This is a genomic window from Streptomyces sp. ISL-98 (assembly GCF_018614055.1).
Classification (GTDB): domain Bacteria; phylum Actinomycetota; class Actinomycetes; order Streptomycetales; family Streptomycetaceae; genus Streptomyces; species Streptomyces spiramyceticus.
In genome coordinates this window covers 102,281-119,008 of record NZ_JAGGPB010000019.1, presented here as the reverse complement: position 1 = coordinate 119,008, position 16,728 = coordinate 102,281, and the positions used below count along the sequence as shown (strand labels likewise).

Genomic DNA, 16,728 nt, shown 5'->3' with positions numbered 1-16,728 from the left:
GGCCTACCCCGCTATCCGTACGGTCGTGTTGGCGCCCCAGATCGCCAGGCTGAGGAAGAAGTCGAGGATGTTGATGGCGACGATGGACGTCCGCACGCCACGGCCGACCGCGACGCCGACCCCGGCGGGGCCCCCGCTCGCGTAGTAGCCGTAGTAGCAGTGGACCAGGATGATCACGACGGCGAAGACGATGACCTTGCCGAAGGACCACAGGACGTCGACCGGTGGCAGGTACTGCTGGAAGTAGTGGTCGTACGTGCCGGCGGACTGCCCGTAATAGCCGGTGGTGATGGTCCGGGCGGCGAAGTACGAGGAGAGCAGCCCGACGACGTACAGCGGGATCACCGCGACGAATCCGGCGATCATCCGGGTGGTGACCAGGAAGGGCAGCGACGGGACGCCCATCACTTCCAGCGCGTCGGTCTCCTCGCTGATGCGCATGGCGCCGAGCTGGGCGGTGAAGCCCGCGCCGACGGTCGCGGAGAGGGCGAGCCCGGCGACCAGTGGGGCGATCTCGCGGGTGTTGAAGTACGCGGACAGGAACGCCACGAAGTTGGAGGTGCCGAGCTGGTTCAGCGCGGCGTATCCCTGGAGTCCGACCTCTGTGCCGGTGAAGAAGGAGAGGAAGGCGATGACGCCGACCGTGCCGCCGACGACGGCCAGTGCTCCGCGGCCGAAGCTGACTTCGGCGAGCAGGCGCAGGACTTCCTTCTTGTAGCGGCGCAGGGTGCGGCCGGTCCAGGCGAGGGAACGCCCGTAGAAGACCAGCTGGGTGCCCAGCTCCTCCAGGGAGCGTCCGGCGCCTTTGAGCGGGTTCGGCAGAGCCATCGCTATCCCCTCTGCGGAACGAGTTGGAAGTAGACGGCGGTCAGCACGAAGTTCGTCACGAACAGCAACATGAAGGTGATGACCACGGACTGGTTCACCGCGTCGCCGACGCCCTTCGGCCCGCCCTTGGCGTTCAGGCCCTTGTACGAGGCGACGATCGCGGCGATCGCGCCGAAGACCAGTGCCTTCAACTCGGCGGCCCACAGGTCCGACAGCTGCGCGAGTGTGGTGAAGGAGGCGAGGTAGGCGCCTGGTGTGCCGTTCTGCAGGACCACGTTGAAGAAGTAGCCACCGGCGACCCCGACCACCGAGACCAGACCGTTGAGCAGGACCGCCACGAGCATGGTGGCCAGCACCCGGGGCACCACCAGCCGGTGGATCGGGTCGATGCCGAGCACCTGCATGGCGTCGATCTCCTCGCGGATCTTGCGTGCCCCGAGGTCCGCGCAGATCGCGGTGCCGCCGGCCCCGGCGATGAGCAGGGCGGTGACGATGGGGGACGCCTCCCGGAGGACCGCCAGGACCGAGGCGGCGCCGGCGAACGACTGGGCGCCGAGCTGCCGGGTGAGGCTGCCGATCTGGAGCGCGATGACGGCGCCGAAGGGGATGGAGACCAGGGCGGTGGGCAGGATGGTGACGCTGGCGATGAACCAGGCCTGCTGGATGAACTCACGTACCTGGAAGGGTCGGCGGGGGAGCGTCCTGAGGACATCCAGCGCCATGGCGAAGAGGCTGCCGGAATGCCTGAGTGCTCCGGTGGGGGACAGGCTCATGCGTCCGCCACCTCCGCCGCCTCTGTGGGCTCTGCCGTCTCCTCGGCCTCTGTGGCCTCTGCGGCCTTCCCGGCCTCCGCCCGGTGGAGCCGCTCCTCGCGTTCGGCGATCGCCTGCCACCGGGGCGGGCGGGTGACGCCGGGGCTGGGCAGCAGGCGCGGGGTGATGCCCGCTCCGGATGCCCCCTTGCCGCCTTTCGGTCCGCGGTGGTCACCGGCGTCGAGCTGGGCGAGCTCCTGCTCGACCTGGGCGGCGTCCTTCTCCTCCGCCATGCCGATCGGGCCCTGCATACGGCCGTTGAGGAACTGCCGTACGACCGGCTCGTCGCTCGCGAGCAGCTCCTCGCGGGGGCCGAACATCACCAGCTCGCGCCGGAACAGCAGCCCGATGTTGTCCGGTACCTGCCGGGCGGAGGCGATGTCGTGGGTGACGATCAGGAAAGTCGCGTCGATCTGCGCGTTCAGGTCCACGATGAGCTGGTTGAGATAGGCCACGCGCACCGGGTCGAGCCCCGAGTCCGGCTCGTCGAACAGAATGATCTCCGGGTCGAGCACCAGCGCCCGCGCCAGCCCGGCCCGCTTGCGCATGCCGCCGGATATCTCGCCGGGCAGCTTGTCCTCGGCGCCGATCAGGCCGACCATGTCCATCTTTTCGAGGACGATCCGCCTGACCTCGCTCTCCGGCTTACGGGTGTGCTCGCGCAGCGGGAAAGCGATGTTGTCGTACAGATTCATCGAACCGAACAGCGCGCCGTCCTGGAACAGCACGCCGAAGAGCTTGCGCACCTCGTACAGGTCGCGTTCGCGGAGTTCGGTGATGTCCTTCCCGGCGATCCGGATCGAACCCCGGTCCGGCTTCAGCAGGCCGACGAGCGTCTTGAGGAACACCGACTTGCCCGTACCCGAGGGACCGAGCATGACGGACACCTCGCCGGCGGGCAGCGTCAGCGAGACGTCCTGCCAGATGACCTGGTGGCCGAAGGATTTCGTCAACCCTTCCACACAGATCTCGACACCCATCCGGTTCACCCTTCAGCGGGGAGCAGCTCTGACATCTGCTCTACGGAGAAGGGCGGCGCGTCCGTCGCGAAAAAGCGAAGATTTTTTACGGGGGCGAATTCAGCGCGTAATCAAGGGCGAGGTCGAGGTCGAGGTCGTGGGTGTGGATCCGGTCGTGGGCAGCGCGGGGCCGGACACCGTCGGCAGCGACGGCGACACCTCCGGTACGGGCACCTCCGGTACAGCGACCTCGCGCGCGGCCACCTCGGGTACGGCGACCTCGGGCACCGGCACCCCGGGTACGTCAGGCACGGCCGCCCCAGGCACCTCCGGCACCTCGGGAACCTCGGGCACGCCCACCTCGGGCACCTCCGCCACCTCCGGCAACACCCCGAGCAGGCCGGACGGCGAGGCCCCCGGACTCGGCGGCACCGAGCCGGCCGGGGAAGCGGAGTCCGCCGCACCGCGGTCGGCTCGACCGGACGCGGCCGGCGGTATCTCCTGCCCCGTCGTATCCATCGCGTCCGCCACCTCCGACGTCGTGGCGCCTCGCGGAGCGCGGGGCTCGTCCGGCTCGTAGGCGAAGGGCAGGACCAGACCCATCACAGCCAGCGTCGCCGCCGCCGTGGATGCGGCGGCCACGGCCTGGACGTTCCCGCCCGCCTGAGTCCGGCCGCGCCCGCACAGCCACAGGGCGAGCCCGAGCGTGCCGGCCAGCGAGTTGCGCAGCGTGCGCCGGGCCCTGGCCAGCAACGACTCGACCGCCTGGTAGCTGAGCCCCATCTCCGTGGCGACCTGACCGACATCCCGGTCCTGCGCCTTCAGCCGCAGCGCTTCCGCCTGGCGGGCGGGCAGCTCCCGGCTCTGGAACGCCAGCCACTTCGCTTCCGCACGGTCGCACACCGCCTCGTCGACGGGGACCGGGCCGGGTGCGGTGAGCGTAGGACTGCTGCGTACCTGCGCCTCGCGATTGACCTGCCGGTACCGGTCGACGCACAGGCGCATGGTCACTGTCGTCAGCCAGGCGCCCAGCCGCGCGTCGTCGAGATGCGGGTTCTCGGCGGCGCGCAGCATCGCTTCCTGGACGGCGTCCTCGGCGTCCTCGGCGCTCATGGACCTGCGGCGGGCAACTCTGAGCAGCTGCTCGCGGTGGCTCCACATACGTTGCCACCGCGCGCGGGCCAGTTCGTCACCGGGCAGGGCCGGGTAAGGAGGATGCATGTCCGTCGTCGCCATGAGGGCCCCTTCGCGCTCACATCTGACTGCAGGGCGGTGGCGACGTTACCGCCCGGTATCCGGAATTGTGGAGGGCCGGAGCGCGAGAGATGCCTAACCGTTGCTGGTGAGCGGCCCGGCCCCCGGCTCCGCCCCTGGCAGGACGCCGTCGTCCGGCAACTCGACCACGGTGCCGGGAAGGGTGACCGCGGGCGCCTCGGACGTCGGCCCGCTGCTCGGACGGTCACGCGTCGGTGAGGGCGTGGGCTTGGGCATGGAGGAGGGGGTAGGTGCGGGTGTGGGCCTGAGAGAGGGCGACGCGCCGGTACGCGGGCGCGGGCTGTCCGGCTCCTTCCGACGGGTGCTGGGGGAGTCCGGTTCTGCGCGCGGCCCTGTGCGTCCCTTCTTGTCCGGGACCTCTCTGTGTCCGTCCGTGAAGTACGCGAACCACGATGTGACGATGCGCAGGTACTCCCGGGACCGGTTGTAGCTGAGGACCGCACGGTCGAAGTCGTACGGCTCGGCGAGGTCACGACCGCCCGCACACAGGTAATGCCCCGCCGCGAGGGCCGCGTCGTAGACGTTGTGCGGGTCGGCGCTTCCGTCGCCGTTGCCGTCGGCGCCCCACATGGCCCAGGTGGACGGGATGAACTGCATCGGGCCGACCGCGTGGTCGTACGAGCTGTCGCCGTCGTACGCGCCGCTGTCGGTGTCCCGGATGGTGGCGAACCCGCGGCCGTTGAGCTGCGGGCCGATGATGGGCGAGTACGTCGTACCGCCCGCGTCCACCGCGCCGCCCCGCGCCTGGGCGGACTCCACCTGACCGATCGCGGCGAGCAGCTGCCAGCGGAGACCGCAGAGCGGGGTGCTCTGCGCGAGCGCCGCCTCCGACTTCCTGTACGCGTCGAGGACCGTGGCGGGCACCGCTCCGCCACCCGGACGCGCGGCCGGACCGGCTTTGTCGCGTACCGCCAAGGGGGGCGGCTCGGTGCCGAGCGGGGGCAGCTCGGTGTAGTAGAACGCATCACCCGAAATGCCCTGGTCGGCCTGCCCGGTGACCTTCTCCGCGGCACTCGTGGCGCGCGCCACGGAGCTCGGTGGCTGTGAGGCGGTCAGTGCCGCCATCGCTGCTGCCGCGGCCGCCGTTCCCGTAAGGCCCCTGCGTATCCGGCCTGGTATTCGCCCTGCGATCCGTCGCGCCATGTGCCGGACCCCTCCCCATGTCCCCGCCGCACCGGGAGTCGGCGCGGCATCCTTCATCTGCTCTACGGGGGGAGGCGGCGTGTCCGTCGCGGAGGTCTTGTCGCATTTCCGATACGTGGGGCCGTCAGGCGGTGTCAAGCCAGGGCGAAGTAGCGCAGCCACACGTACACGGCCGCGAGCGTGACGGTCACGGCCGTGACGACCAGGCCGTACCTGGTGAACTGCCAGAAGGAGATGGGCTGCCGGTTGCGTTCGGCGATGCCGAGTACGACGACGTTGGCGCTGGCACCGATCGCGGTGGCGTTGCCGCCGAGGTCGGCGCCGAGGGCGAGGGACCACCACAGGACGTGGTCCGGGCCTCCGCCCATGCTCTCCACGAGGTCGCTGGTGATCGGCGCCATCGTCGCGACGTACGGGATGTTGTCGACGATGCCGGAGAGGACCGCGGAGGCGCCGAGCAGCAGCATCGAGCCGCCCAGCTCGTGCTCCCCGATCACGTCGGCGAGGGATTCGGACACCTCACCGATGACGCCGGTCTCGATCAGGCCGCCGATCATGATGAACAGGCCGGCGAAGAAGCCGAGGGTGGGCCATTCCACCTCGCTGAGTACGTCACCGGTCCGCACGGTGGAGATGGCGATCAGGAGGCCGGCGCCCAGCAGTGCGACGACGCTGGGTTCGAAGTGCAGCAGGGGGTGCAGGACAAAGCCAGCGACGACCAGGACGAGGACGATCAGGCCCTGGACGAGCAGACGCGGGTCCCGGATCGCTTCGCGCTCCTCCAGCGCCATGACTTCTTCGGCGCGCTCCTCGTCGTACAGGAAGGACTTGCGGAACAGGAAGCGGCACAGCGCGATCAGAACCAGTATCAGCACGACGCACAGCGGTGCGAGGTGGACCAGGAAGTCGTTGAAGGTCAGGCCGGCGCGGCTGGCGATGATGATGTTCGGCGGGTCGCCGACGAGCGTGGCCGTGCCGCCGACGTTGGAGGCCAGGACCTCGGCGATGAGGAACGGCGCGGAGGGCAGCGCGAGCCGCTCGCACACCAGCAGGGTGACCGGGGCGATCAGCAGGACCGTGGTGACGTTGTCGAGCAGTGCCGAGGCGATCGCGGTGATGACGATCAGCATGACCATCACGCGGAAGGGTTTGGCCCTGGCTCTCTTGACCGACCAGATGGCCAGGTACTCGAACATGCCGGTCTTCTTGAGGACTCCGACGATCATCATCATGCCGAGGAGCAGGAAGATGACGTTCCAGTCGATGCCGGTGTGCTCGGAGTAGAACGCCGACTTGTCGTCGGTGGCCCCGATCGCCAGCATCAGAGCCGCGCCGCCGATCGCGGCGGCGACGCGGTGGATCTTCTCGCTGATGATCAGGGTGTAGGTGCCGATGAAGACGACGATCGCGGCCCAGCTCTGCCAGTCGTTCATGATGCTCCGGTCGGTGGGCAAAGAGACGTGTCCCTTGTCGCCGACCAGGCTTCCCGGCACTCCGCGAGGGACCATACAGGGTCTTTACGGCTCCTTGGCAGACTCCTGGTGCCCGGCCGCGCCGGGCACCAGGAGCCCCGGCCGCTCAACCGATGCGTCGGAGCAGGGACTCCAGCAGGTGCGAGGCGGTGATGACGCCGAGCAGGCGCATGCCCTGCTTGTCCTTCTCGCCGACAGCGACTAGCGGGCTTCGCACCTGGGCCATCAGGGCGGCCACTTCCAGCGCGGTGTCGTCGGGTGCCGCCACCGGCGGCGGGGCCGCCGACCTGGGCAGGCACTCTTGTACGGTCCGTCCCCTCAGTACTTCGCAGAGCCGGTCGGCGTGTCGCTCGTCGATGACCGCCGCCAGCGTCGGGTCCTCGATCACATAGCCGGGGACGACCACTTTGATCATCTGGGACGCGGGCAGGATCGCCTGGGGGGCGCCGTGCTCGTCGACGACGAGCAGTGCGGGCAGCCGGTGTTCGGCCATCAGCCGGGCGGCGTCCATCGCGTCCGTGTCGAGGCCGACGGTTTCGTAGTCCTCGGCCAAGTCACGTGCATGCATGTGGCGGGCTCCTGTCACTTGCAGAGGGTTCTGAGGGTTCTGCAAGAAGCGTCACGCGCCACGGCCGCCACAAGAAGGTGGCACGCGGCACCCCATTGCATAATCTTGACGCGGTGTCAGGCGACTCCGGCGGCACGTGACCGGGAGGCCGGCAGGTGGCAGTACACATGACGATGCGGACGCGTCCGTCGCTGCTCGCCGCCCACCCTGCTCGCAGCGTCGCACTCGCCTTCGCCTTCGTGACGCTCGTCGGCACGGGGCTGCTCGCACTGCCGATGGCCACCGAGGAGCGCGCCGCGGCCTCATTCCTGACCGCCCTGTTCACCTCGACCTCCGCGGTGTGCGTGACTGGTCTCGCGGTGGTGGACACCGGGACGTACTGGAGCGGCTTCGGTGAAGGCGTCATCCTCGCGCTGATCCAGATCGGCGGCTTCGGCATCATGACGATGGCGTCGCTTCTCGGCCTGCTCGTCTCCGGCAGGCTGCGGCTCCGGATGCAGCTGACCGCGCAGGCGGAGACGAAGAGCCTGCAAATCGGCGACGTACGCCGGGTGCTGCTCGGCGTCGCCGGGTCCACCGTGGTCGTGGAGCTGGCGGTGGGCGCGATGCTCGCGCTCCGATTCCGCTTCGGCTACGGGAACACGATCGGCGACGCCGTGTATCTCGGCTTCTTCCACGCCGTGTCGTCCTTCAACAACGCCGGTTTCGGACTGCACGCCGACAGCCTCACGCGGTACTCCCAGGATCCCTGGGTGACGCTGCCGGTCGCGGCCGCGGTCATCCTGGGCGGCATCGGGTTCCCGGTACTCCTCGAAGTACTGCGCCACCGCAACCGGCGGCGTACGACGGGGCGCCGGAACTGGACCCTGCACACCAAGCTGACCCTGATCACCACCGCGATCCTGCTGTTCGTCGGCACGGTGCTGACCTGCCTGCTGGAGTGGAGCAATGAAGAGACCTTCGGCCCCTTCGACTGGAGCGAGAAGATCCTGAACGGCTTCTTCCACTCCGCGATGAGCCGCACCGCCGGGTTCAACTCGCTCGACATCGGCGCCCTGAACGCCTCGACGCTGCTGCTGACCTGCATGCTCATGTTCATCGGCGGCGGCAGCGCGGGCACGGCGGGCGGCATCAAGGTCACCACCTTCGCGGTGCTGGCCGCCGCGATCGTCGCCGAGGTGCGAGGCGAGACCAATTCGGTTGTACTGGGCCGCCGCCTCGCTCCGCACGTACTGCGTCAGGCGCTGACCGTGGCCCTGCTCGGGGTGGGGCTCGTGATCGCCGCGACGCTCGCCATGCTGTCGCTGACCAAGGCACCCTTCGAGGCCGTGCTCTTCGAAGTCGTCTCCGCCTTCGCCACTGTCGGTCTTTCCACCGGAATCACCGCGGATCTGCCCGGCCTGGGGCAACTGATCCTGATTCTGCTGATGTTCGTGGGCCGTCTCGGCCCGATCACCCTGGTTTCGGCGCTGGCTCTGCGCGAACGGACCCGCCGCTTCGAGCTGCCTGAGGAGCGACCCGTCATTGGCTGACTATCTGCACCCCCTGCGCAGGCGCAAGCGCAGCCGTGTCCCCGGCCGCGGCCGCGGCAAGCGGCTCGCCGACCAGTACCCCGGGCAGCACGGCGACCAGCGGGTCGCGGTGATCGGCCTGGGGCGGTTCGGCAGCTCGCTCGCCAACGAGCTGACCCGGCGCGGCTGGGACGTCCTGGGGCTGGACACCGATGCCCGTCTCGTCCAGAAGCACAGCGACATCCTGGCCCACGCTGCGGTCGCCGACTGCACCGATCCGGAAGTCCTGCGCCAGCTCGGCGTGAACGAATTCACCAGCGCGGTCGTCGGCATCGGCACCGACGTCGAGGCCAGCATCCTGGTCACCACCAACCTCCTGGAAGCCGAGGTTCCCAACATCTGGGCAATGGCCGTCAACCGCCAGCACGGCCAGATCCTGGAGCGCCTCGGCGCCCACCATGTCGTTCTGCCCGAGCACGAGATGGGCGAACGGGTGGCCCACCTGGTGACCGGCAGGATGCTGGACTTCATCCAGTTCGACGACGACTACGCCCTGGTGAAGACGGTCGCTCCGGAGGTCGCCACGGGGCTCCCCCTCGGGCAGAGCCACGTGCGCCAAAAGTACGGAGTGACCGTCGTCGGCATCAAGCGTCCCGGGCAGGACTTCACGTACGCGACGGCGGAGACGGTGGTCGAGAAGGGCGACGTGCTCGTTGTCACCGGCAGGACCCATGCGGTGGAGGCATTCACCGATCTGACCTGACCGACCTGACCTAAGGGTGTACTTGAGTGCACCCTTACTCGGTGTTTACGGCCATCGGCACGGCTCCTCGCCGTCCGTAGCGTCATTTCTGACGGCACAGCAGGTGCCACGAGGGAGTGATGGGGACATGTTCCGCCGTAAAGACCACCGCCAAGACCACCGTAAAGATCAGAAGCACAGCCGCAGGGGCGCAGAAGCGCTGCGGCTCGTATCGGTCAGCAAGGTGTACGGAACCGAGGAGAGCGCCGTGACCGCGCTCGACCGGGTGACACTGAGCCTGTCCGCCGGGACCTTCACCGCGGTCATGGGGCCGTCCGGATCGGGCAAGTCCACCCTGCTCCAGTGCGCGGCGGGTCTCGACCGGCCGGACTCGGGGCAGGTCATGGTGGACGGCGAGGAGATGACGGGCGGCACAGAGTCCGAGCTGACCAGGTTCCGGCGCCGGCGGATCGGCTTCGTCTTCCAGCAGTACAACCTGCTGCCGACCCTGACCGTCGAGCAGAACACCACCCTCCCGCTGAAGCTCGCCGGCCGGCGCATCGACCGGGCCAGGGCGCAGCAGATCCTCACCCAGGTCGGCCTCGGCGACCGGCTCGGGCACCGTCCCGACCAGCTCTCCGGCGGGCAGCGGCAGCGCGTCGCCATCGCACGGGCGCTGGTCACCGAGCCCAGCGTGGTTTTCGCGGACGAGCCGACCGGGGCGCTGGACACGCGCAGCGCGCGGGACGTACTGCGGCTGCTTCAGGGCGCGGTACGGGTCCATGGCCGGACCGTGGTGATGGTGACGCACGACCCGGTGGCTGCTTCGTACGCCGACTCCGTGCTGTTCCTGGCGGACGGACGGCTGGCGGGCCGGCTGAACGCGCCGACCGTGGACGCTGTCGCCGAGCGGCTCGCTCACCTGGGCGACAGCGTGGACGGCTTGGACGGCATGGACCACGGCGTTGTCGAAGTGGGGGTGTGAGGCATGTTCTCGCTGGCCATGCGCTCCGTCCGGCAGCGCCCCGGACCCTTCGTCGCCACCCTGCTGTCGGCCTTCCTGGGGGCCGCGATCATCATGACGTTCAACTCGATGCACGACACGGCGGGCGCGAAGGGCGTCGACGACGTCAGCTCGGAATCGCTCACCGTCGCGGCGTCCGTGGTCGGCGGCTACGGCACGCTTCTCGTGTTCTTCGCCGTCTCCTCGACCCTCACCGTCAATGTGCGGCAGCGGAGCGGGGAGATCAGCCTGCTGCGCAGCACCGGCGCCACTCCGGCGCAGATCAAGCGCATGATCGTCGGCGAGTCGGCCGTCGTCGGACTGGTCGGGGCCGTGCTGGCGATCGGGCCCGCGATGCTCGGCGGTGAGGCGCTGCTCGGGATGTTCCGCGACAGCGGGCAGGTCGCCGACAGCGTGGAGTACGCCTTCGGGCCCATCGCGCTGATGTCGGGCATCACCATCACGCTGCTCGCGTCGGTGGGCGCCGCGTTCCTCGCCGTCCGGCGGGCGACGAAGGCCGCGGCGGGTGTCCGTAAGCCCCGGGGGCGGGCCCGGCGGATCGCCGGGTACGGCGCGCTCGTGGCCGGTGCGGCGTCGGTGGTCACCACCTTCGCGATGGACGGCACCGACCCCATGACGATGGCGCCCGCGGCGTACGGCGCCATTCTGCTGGCGGTGGGTTTCGCGGTCTTCTCGCCGGTGCTGCTGGGGGGCCTGCTCGGCCGGTTCGGGCGGCCGCTCGTCGCGCTCTTCGGCGCGAGCGGCTATCTGACCGTGCACAACATGCGGCGGCGTGCCTCGGAACTGTCCGGAGTGCTGATGCCGCTGATCCTCTTCACCGGCATGGCGACGGCGACGCTGTACATGCAGGCTGTCGAGAGTGACGCGATCAAGGCATCGGGCCTCACCAAATCGGTCGAGGACAAGAACCTGGAGACGCTGAACCTCGTGGTCGTCGGCATCATCGTGGTCTTCTCCTGCATCATGCTGATCAACAGTCTGTACGCCGCGACCTCGTACCGGGGCCGGGAGTTCGGCCAGCAGCGGCTCGCCGGGGCCACCCCGGGGCAGGTGCTCGGGATGGTCGGCTGCGAGGGGCTCGTGCTGACGGTGACCGGGGTGTTCTTCGGGACCGTGGCGGGGATCGCCGGGATCGTGCCGTTCACCGTGGTCCGTACCGACTCGGTCCTGCCGGACCAGGGCTTGGGGATCTGGCTGGGCATCGTGGCGGTCGCCGCCGCGGCCACGCTGGTCACCAGTCTCGGGACGGCCCGCCGGACGCTCCGTACCCCGGCGGTGGGGGCGGTGGCGGTGGCCGCTTGATCCGCGCAGCCGGGACCGCCGCTCGGACCGAAGCCCAGGTCGTGAGTACAGGTCAGCAGTCCAGGTCAGAGTCCAGGTCAGTCGACGACTGGCCTGGACTCCTGCGTTCCGGCACGTCAGGCCCCGGTGGCTCCGGGCACCGGCGTCAGCACCACGAAGTCCGCGCCGGACGGGTCGACGCACACCGCGAGCCGCCCCACTCCCTCGGCGTCCTCCGGGCCCATCTGCACGCTTCCGCCGTTCCCCGTGACCTTGGCGACGGTGTCGTCGCAGTCGTCGACCGCGAACACCGGGTGCCAGTACGGGCGGCCGCCGGTCAGCGAGAGTGCGTCCGTGGGGAGCTGCATGATCCCGCCGTGCATGCGCTCGTCGGGCTGGCTGGCGGGAGTGATCATCGAGTACGTCCCACCGTCGCCCGGCAGCTCCATGTCCTGGGTCTGCCAGCCGAAGAGGCTGCCGTAGAACTCCTTCGCGGCGGCCGCGTCCGTCGTGTAGAGCTCGGTCCAGCACAGGCCGCCCGGCCGGTCCGCCACTTCCAGGCCCTTGGTCTTCCCGGGCTGCCAGACAGCGAACTGACCGCCCTGCGGGTCGGTGTACTGCGCCATCCGGCCCTCGCCGTCGGCGTCCATCGGGGCGACCCGCACCGTGCCGCCGCTCTGCTCGACCGCCGCGGTCGTGGCGTCGGCGTCGTTCGTATGGAAGTAGATCATCCAGGCCGAGCGTGCCCCCTCCTCGGTGAGCAGGCCGATTCCGCCGACGGTCTTGCCGTTCTGCTTGAAGACGCCGTACTGGCCCCCCTCCGGCGTATCCGGATCCATCGGCTGGAACTCCCAGCCGAGCACCGAGCCGTAGAAGGCCGCCGTGGCAGGTACATCAGGGGCGCCGATGTCGATCCAGCACGGAGAGCCGGGCACGAAGTCGGTGGTGATCATGACGCTTCCTCTCGCAGATCCGCTGTGAAATCACCTGTCGAATCAGCGTGGCATCCGCCACTGACAATCGCGCGCCGACCGCGAGGGCGTCGGCGCGCGGCCGTCATCGGCGTCAGCGCGCACCGTCAGGGTCTGCGGCTCCATACGTCGAGTGCGGGACGCCCCTCGCCCGGCGTGACGCCGCCGGTCGGCGACCAGCCCCACGAGCGGAAGGCCGCCGCGGCCGCCGTGTTCGCCGGTGCGACGAGCGTGGTGACCAGATCGGCGTCGACCCGGGTGAGCAGGCGTTCCTGGAGGCGGGTCGCGATACCGCTGCGGCGGCGCGCAGGGGTCACCATCAGTTCGACGACGACGAAGACCTTGCCCGGGACGGCCTTCCCCGAGGCGGAGAGCTCCGTGTCCGCGACGGCCTCCGGTGCGCCGCCGCGCATACCGTGCCACCACTCGCCCTCCCGGTGCGGCGGGTAGCCGTATATGCAGCCGGCCAGGGTTGTCTCGCTGGCGACCAGCATGTCGAAGCCGGGGCGCTGTACATCGTCGGCGAAGCGCTTCAGGAAGCCCCGCCGGTCGTGGTACTCCTGGTCCGTCTCTCCGCGGTACGCCGCGACGTACAGGTCGGCGATGGACTCTCGTTGCTGGTCGGCCTGCCATCGGGTCAGCCGCCGCAAGAACACCTCTGTCATGCGGTCATCGTGACAGCGCGGCGGTATTCCGGGAACGTCCGGGCGCAGTCGGCTGTCGCCGTGAGCAGCCGAAAACCCCGGTCACTCACCTCAATGACCGGGGCTCTCTCTGGCCCCGAATCCGGCCGCGGCGGCACACTCCCCCGAGTGCGGCTGCGCTTCCCCCGCCGAGCGCCGGCGGACCGGATTCGATGGATAGATCAAAACAGCCGCCGCCAACAGATCGCTAACATATGGCCAACGGTCATTCCGGTTGCCGGTCTTGGAGGACACGGATGCGATTCGGCCTGCTAGGTCCGCTGACCGTGTACGACGACGAGACGGGCGAGCACCGTCCCGTACGCAGCGCCAAGGTCCGCGCCCTCCTTTCCGCACTGCTGACGCGCCCGAACCGCGTCGTTCCCGTGAGCGAGCTGAAGGCCGCGCTGTGGGAGGACGAGCCGCCGCCGTCCGCCCATGCCTCCCTCCACAACCACGTCACCCGCCTCCGCCGCCTGCTCGCGGAGGACGACCGGCTGCGCGCCGTACCGCCCGGCTATCTGCTGCGCGTCGGTCCCGGCGAGCTGGACACGGACGTCTTCGAGCAGCGCGTACGGGAGGCTCGCGCCGCGCACGCGCAGGGCGACTGGGCCGAGACGGTGGCCCAGGCCCGGGGCGCGCTGGAACTGTGGCGGGGCACGCCGCAGGACGCGGCGCCCGCGCTCGTACAGCGGCTGCGGGAGGCGAGGCTGCTGGTACTGGAGTGGCGGTACGACGCCGAACTGCACCTCGGCGGCCACGATGGCGGCGCGCTGGTGCCGGAACTGGCGGCGCTGGTCGCGGAGTTCCCGTTGCGGGAAGCGTTTCACCGGCAGCTGATGCTGGCACTGCACCGGTCGGGCCGGCAGCCGGAGGCGCTCGCCGTCTTCCAGTCGCTGCGCCGGACTCTGGTGGAGGAGCTGGGCGTGGACCCGGGCCCCGCGGTCCAGGAGGCCTACCAGGAGGTCCTGCGCGACCCGGCCCCGGCGGTTGCTTCTGCGCCGCCGTCCGAACCGGAACGCCCACTGACGCCGACACCTGCGCCCCGTACGCCACGCCCTGCCCAACTACCGCCCCCACCGGCTCATTTCACGGGCAGATCGGACGTAGTGACGGCCCTGTGCGCCGCGCTCACCGGCGCGGCGCCCGGGCCCCACCTCGTCGTACTCAGCGGCATGGCCGGTGTCGGGAAGAGTGCGCTCGCGCTGCATGTCGCCCACCGGTTGCGGGAGGAATTCCCCGGCGGGCAGCTGTATTTCAACCTCCACGGGGCCACCCCCTGCATGGCTCCGCTCACTATCTCGCAGGTCCTCTGCGCCCTCCTCCGCGACCTCGGTGTCGACCCGTGCCGCGTGCCCGAAGACGCGGACGCCGCGGCCGCGTTGCTGCGCTCCACCCTGGCGCCGACCCGTACCCTCCTGGTCTTCGACGACGCGGCGTCGGCCGCCCAGGTGCGGCCGCTGCTGCCCGCCGGGGCCGGTTGCGCCGTCATCGTCACCAGCCGGTCCTCGCTCGCCGCCCTCGACGGCGCGGTCCGGTTCCCGCTCGCCCCGCTGTCGGCGCGCGACAGCACCGACCTGCTCCGCAGCGTTTCGGGGCGCGGGGAGCTGCTCGACGCCGGGGACGCGGAGCGGCTCGTCGAGCGGTGCGGGCGGCTGCCGCTCGCGCTGCGTGTCGTCGCCGCGCGGCTCGCGGCCCGGCGTGCGCTGGCCCCGGGCGTACTGGCCGGGCTGCTCGACGCCGAGGCGGGCCGCCTCGATCACCTGGAGTACGACGACCTGAGCGTGCGGGGTTCGCTGTCCGTCGCGCACGACGCGCTGAACGGCTCCGACCGCCGCCCCGACCTCGACGCCGCCCTCGCCCTGCGCCGCCTCGGCGCGCTCGATCTGCCCGAGTACGGTGCGCCGCTGGTCGCCCGCCTGATGGACACCGGCGTTCCGCGCGCGGCCGCCGCGCTCGACAGGCTGGTGGACGTCGCGCTGCTGGACGAGGTGTCGTACGTCCGGTTCGTCCCGCACGACCTCGTACGGGACTTCGCCCGCGAGCTCGCCGCCCGCCACCACACCGCCCCCGACCTGGACGCCGCCGTGGAGCGCGCCCTGCGCTGGTACGCCGAGTCCGCCCGGCAGGCAGGGCTCGCCCTCCTCCCGCCCGGCCGCGAGGGCGAGATCCGGGTGCCGCCGCTGATCGACCCCGCCACCGCCACGCCCTTCGACTCGGAGGCGGCGGCATTCGCGTGGGGCGATCGCGAGCTGCCGCAGCTTGTCGCGCTCGCCGAGCGGTACGCGTTCACTTCGGCGACCGCCCGCCTGCTGATCCGGGCCTGTTTCCCGTACCTCCAACGCCGGGGCAGACTCCAGGAGCTGAGCGCCCTCAACCGGCTCGGGCTCGGCGCCGCGCGGCACGCCGGTGACACCGAGGCCGAGGCGCACGCCCTCACCGACCTCGCGGGCGTGCATTTCATGAGCGGCAGGAGAGAGGAGGCGATGGTCCTCAACGACGAGGCGACCGCACTGTGGCGCCGGCTCGGCGCCGACCACCGCATCCAGCGCGGCCTCGCCAACCGGGGCATGCTCTGCGAACGCCTCGGCCGTCACGCCGAGGCCGCCGAGGCGCTCGAACAGAGCCTCGGCTACGCGCGTCGCCTCCGCGACGACCACGGCGAGGCGATCATCCTCAGCCACCTGGGCAATCTGCACGAGCACACCGACGCGCGCGCCGCCATCGGCTACCACGAGCTCAGCCTCGCCGCCGGTCTGCGGCTCGGCAGCGCGTTGCTCCAGTACAGCGCGCACTGCAACATCGGCTTCGCTCACCTCACCCTCGGCGAACAGGCCGCCGCCCTGCCCCACTTCGACGAGGGCCTGCGCCTCATGGGCGACGACGGCGACTGGCAGACCCAGTCCCAGACCCGCCTCGGCCGCGTCCGCGCCCTGCGGGCCCTCGCGCGCACGGGATGCGCCGAGCAGGAGTGCACGCTGCTGCTCGACCGCGCCCAGGAGCGCGGCGACACCTACACCGAGGGCCTCGCGCGGCACGAGTACGGCCACCTCCTGCGGGCGGGGGAGCGCGAGACGGAGGCGCTCGCCCAGTGGCGGCTGGCCCTGGCGGCGCTCGACGGCACGGACACGAGTGTCCGCGGCGAACTCGACGCCCTTCTCGCCGACTCCGGGTGAAACACTTCGCCTCCGCGACTGCGTCAGTGGGGTGAAAGCGAGCACCAGTGAGAGTCACGCTCGGTGGCTGCTCGCCCGTCCGTCGCCGCAACCGTCGCCGCTCCGTCCAAGCCGGGGCCGAAGAAGTCCTGACGCGCGGTGCGCGGACGCAGCCTGTACAACTCGGCCTCGCAGGTCGATGCTCCCACCCGCGCGGAGCCCGCACTGAGCATGAAGCAGCTCAAGGCGATCGCGCTCACCGCGAAGTGGGCGTCCATCAGGTAGGCCGTATGCCCCGGGGCCG

At 70.4% G+C, this 16,728-nt stretch carries 15 protein-coding genes; 6 read left to right on the top strand and 9 right to left on the bottom strand.

Annotation, left to right across the window (positions count from 1 at the left end; genetic code table 11):
• Positions 1-3: 3 nt before the first annotated feature.
• The 7 genes from J7I98_RS13550 to J7I98_RS13520 form a co-directional block, all read right to left on the bottom strand.
• On the bottom strand, positions 4-828 hold the full coding sequence (locus J7I98_RS13550) for an ABC transporter permease (RefSeq protein WP_214920908.1): 825 nt from the start codon (positions 826-828) through the stop codon (positions 4-6).
• Positions 829-830: 2 nt separating this feature from the next.
• Positions 831-1,601, bottom strand: coding sequence for an ABC transporter permease (locus J7I98_RS13545; protein WP_214920907.1), 771 nt, complete (start codon positions 1,599-1,601; stop codon positions 831-833).
• On the bottom strand, positions 1,598-2,620 hold the full coding sequence (locus tag J7I98_RS13540; protein ID WP_251020568.1) for an ABC transporter ATP-binding protein: 1,023 nt from the start codon (positions 2,618-2,620) through the stop codon (positions 1,598-1,600). The genes J7I98_RS13545 and J7I98_RS13540 overlap by 4 nt, the downstream gene beginning before the upstream one ends.
• Positions 2,621-2,719: 99 nt before the next feature.
• On the bottom strand, positions 2,720-3,835 hold the full coding sequence (locus J7I98_RS13535; protein ID WP_251020567.1) for an RNA polymerase sigma factor: 1,116 nt from the start codon (positions 3,833-3,835) through the stop codon (positions 2,720-2,722).
• Between the two features lie 93 nt (positions 3,836-3,928).
• Positions 3,929-4,939: a lytic transglycosylase domain-containing protein gene (locus tag J7I98_RS13530; protein WP_251020566.1), complete on the bottom strand. Its 1,011-nt coding sequence runs from the start codon at positions 4,937-4,939 to the stop codon at positions 3,929-3,931.
• Between the two features lie 212 nt (positions 4,940-5,151).
• The gene (locus tag J7I98_RS13525; protein WP_214921095.1) at positions 5,152-6,450 is read right to left on the bottom strand and encodes an ArsB/NhaD family transporter; all 1,299 of its coding nucleotides are present in this window, start codon (positions 6,448-6,450) and stop codon (positions 5,152-5,154) included.
• A 145-nt stretch (positions 6,451-6,595) separates the two neighbouring features.
• Entirely contained in the window at positions 6,596-7,057 is a 462-nt protein-coding gene (locus J7I98_RS13520; protein ID WP_214920905.1) for a CBS domain-containing protein, read from the bottom strand.
• A 167-nt stretch (positions 7,058-7,224) separates the two neighbouring features.
• On the opposite strand from J7I98_RS13520, the gene J7I98_RS13515 reads away from it, so the two are divergent.
• The 4 genes from J7I98_RS13515 (at position 7,225) to J7I98_RS13500 (ending at position 11,636) form a co-directional block, all read left to right on the top strand.
• The gene (locus J7I98_RS13515; RefSeq protein ID WP_251020565.1) at positions 7,225-8,589 is read left to right on the top strand and encodes a TrkH family potassium uptake protein; all 1,365 of its coding nucleotides are present in this window, start codon (positions 7,225-7,227) and stop codon (positions 8,587-8,589) included.
• Positions 8,582-9,331 carry a TrkA family potassium uptake protein gene (locus tag J7I98_RS13510; protein ID WP_251020564.1) on the top strand — a complete coding sequence of 250 codons (750 nt, stop codon included), beginning with the start codon at positions 8,582-8,584 and terminating at the stop codon, positions 9,329-9,331. Before J7I98_RS13515 ends, J7I98_RS13510 begins: the two co-directional genes overlap by 8 nt.
• A gap of 127 nt (positions 9,332-9,458) precedes the next feature.
• Positions 9,459-10,295, top strand: a complete 837-nt coding sequence (locus J7I98_RS13505) for an ABC transporter ATP-binding protein (protein ID WP_214920904.1) — start codon at positions 9,459-9,461, stop codon at positions 10,293-10,295.
• Positions 10,296-10,298: 3 nt separating this feature from the next.
• On the top strand, positions 10,299-11,636 hold the full coding sequence (locus J7I98_RS13500) for an ABC transporter permease (protein WP_214920903.1): 1,338 nt from the start codon (positions 10,299-10,301) through the stop codon (positions 11,634-11,636).
• 116 nt (positions 11,637-11,752) lie between these two features.
• On the opposite strand, the gene J7I98_RS13495 is transcribed toward J7I98_RS13500, so the two are convergent.
• Together J7I98_RS13495 and J7I98_RS13490 are read right to left on the bottom strand one after the other, a co-directional pair.
• The gene (locus J7I98_RS13495; protein ID WP_214920902.1) at positions 11,753-12,568 is read right to left on the bottom strand and encodes a VOC family protein; all 816 of its coding nucleotides are present in this window, start codon (positions 12,566-12,568) and stop codon (positions 11,753-11,755) included.
• A 125-nt stretch (positions 12,569-12,693) separates the two neighbouring features.
• Complete coding sequence (locus J7I98_RS13490; RefSeq protein ID WP_214920901.1) at positions 12,694-13,251, bottom strand: GNAT family N-acetyltransferase; 558 nt, start codon at positions 13,249-13,251, stop codon at positions 12,694-12,696.
• A gap of 275 nt (positions 13,252-13,526) precedes the next feature.
• Here J7I98_RS13490 and J7I98_RS13485 point away from each other — a divergent pair, with 275 nt between their 5' ends.
• Positions 13,527-16,445 (top strand): AfsR/SARP family transcriptional regulator, encoded by a 2,919-nt coding sequence (locus J7I98_RS13485; protein ID WP_214920900.1) that lies wholly within the window; start codon positions 13,527-13,529, stop codon positions 16,443-16,445.
• 138 nt (positions 16,446-16,583) lie between these two features.
• A complete protein-coding gene (locus J7I98_RS42210) occupies positions 16,584-16,709 on the top strand; it encodes a hypothetical protein (RefSeq protein ID WP_285438020.1) in 126 nt (41 codons plus the stop codon).
• Positions 16,710-16,728 lie beyond the last annotated feature (19 nt).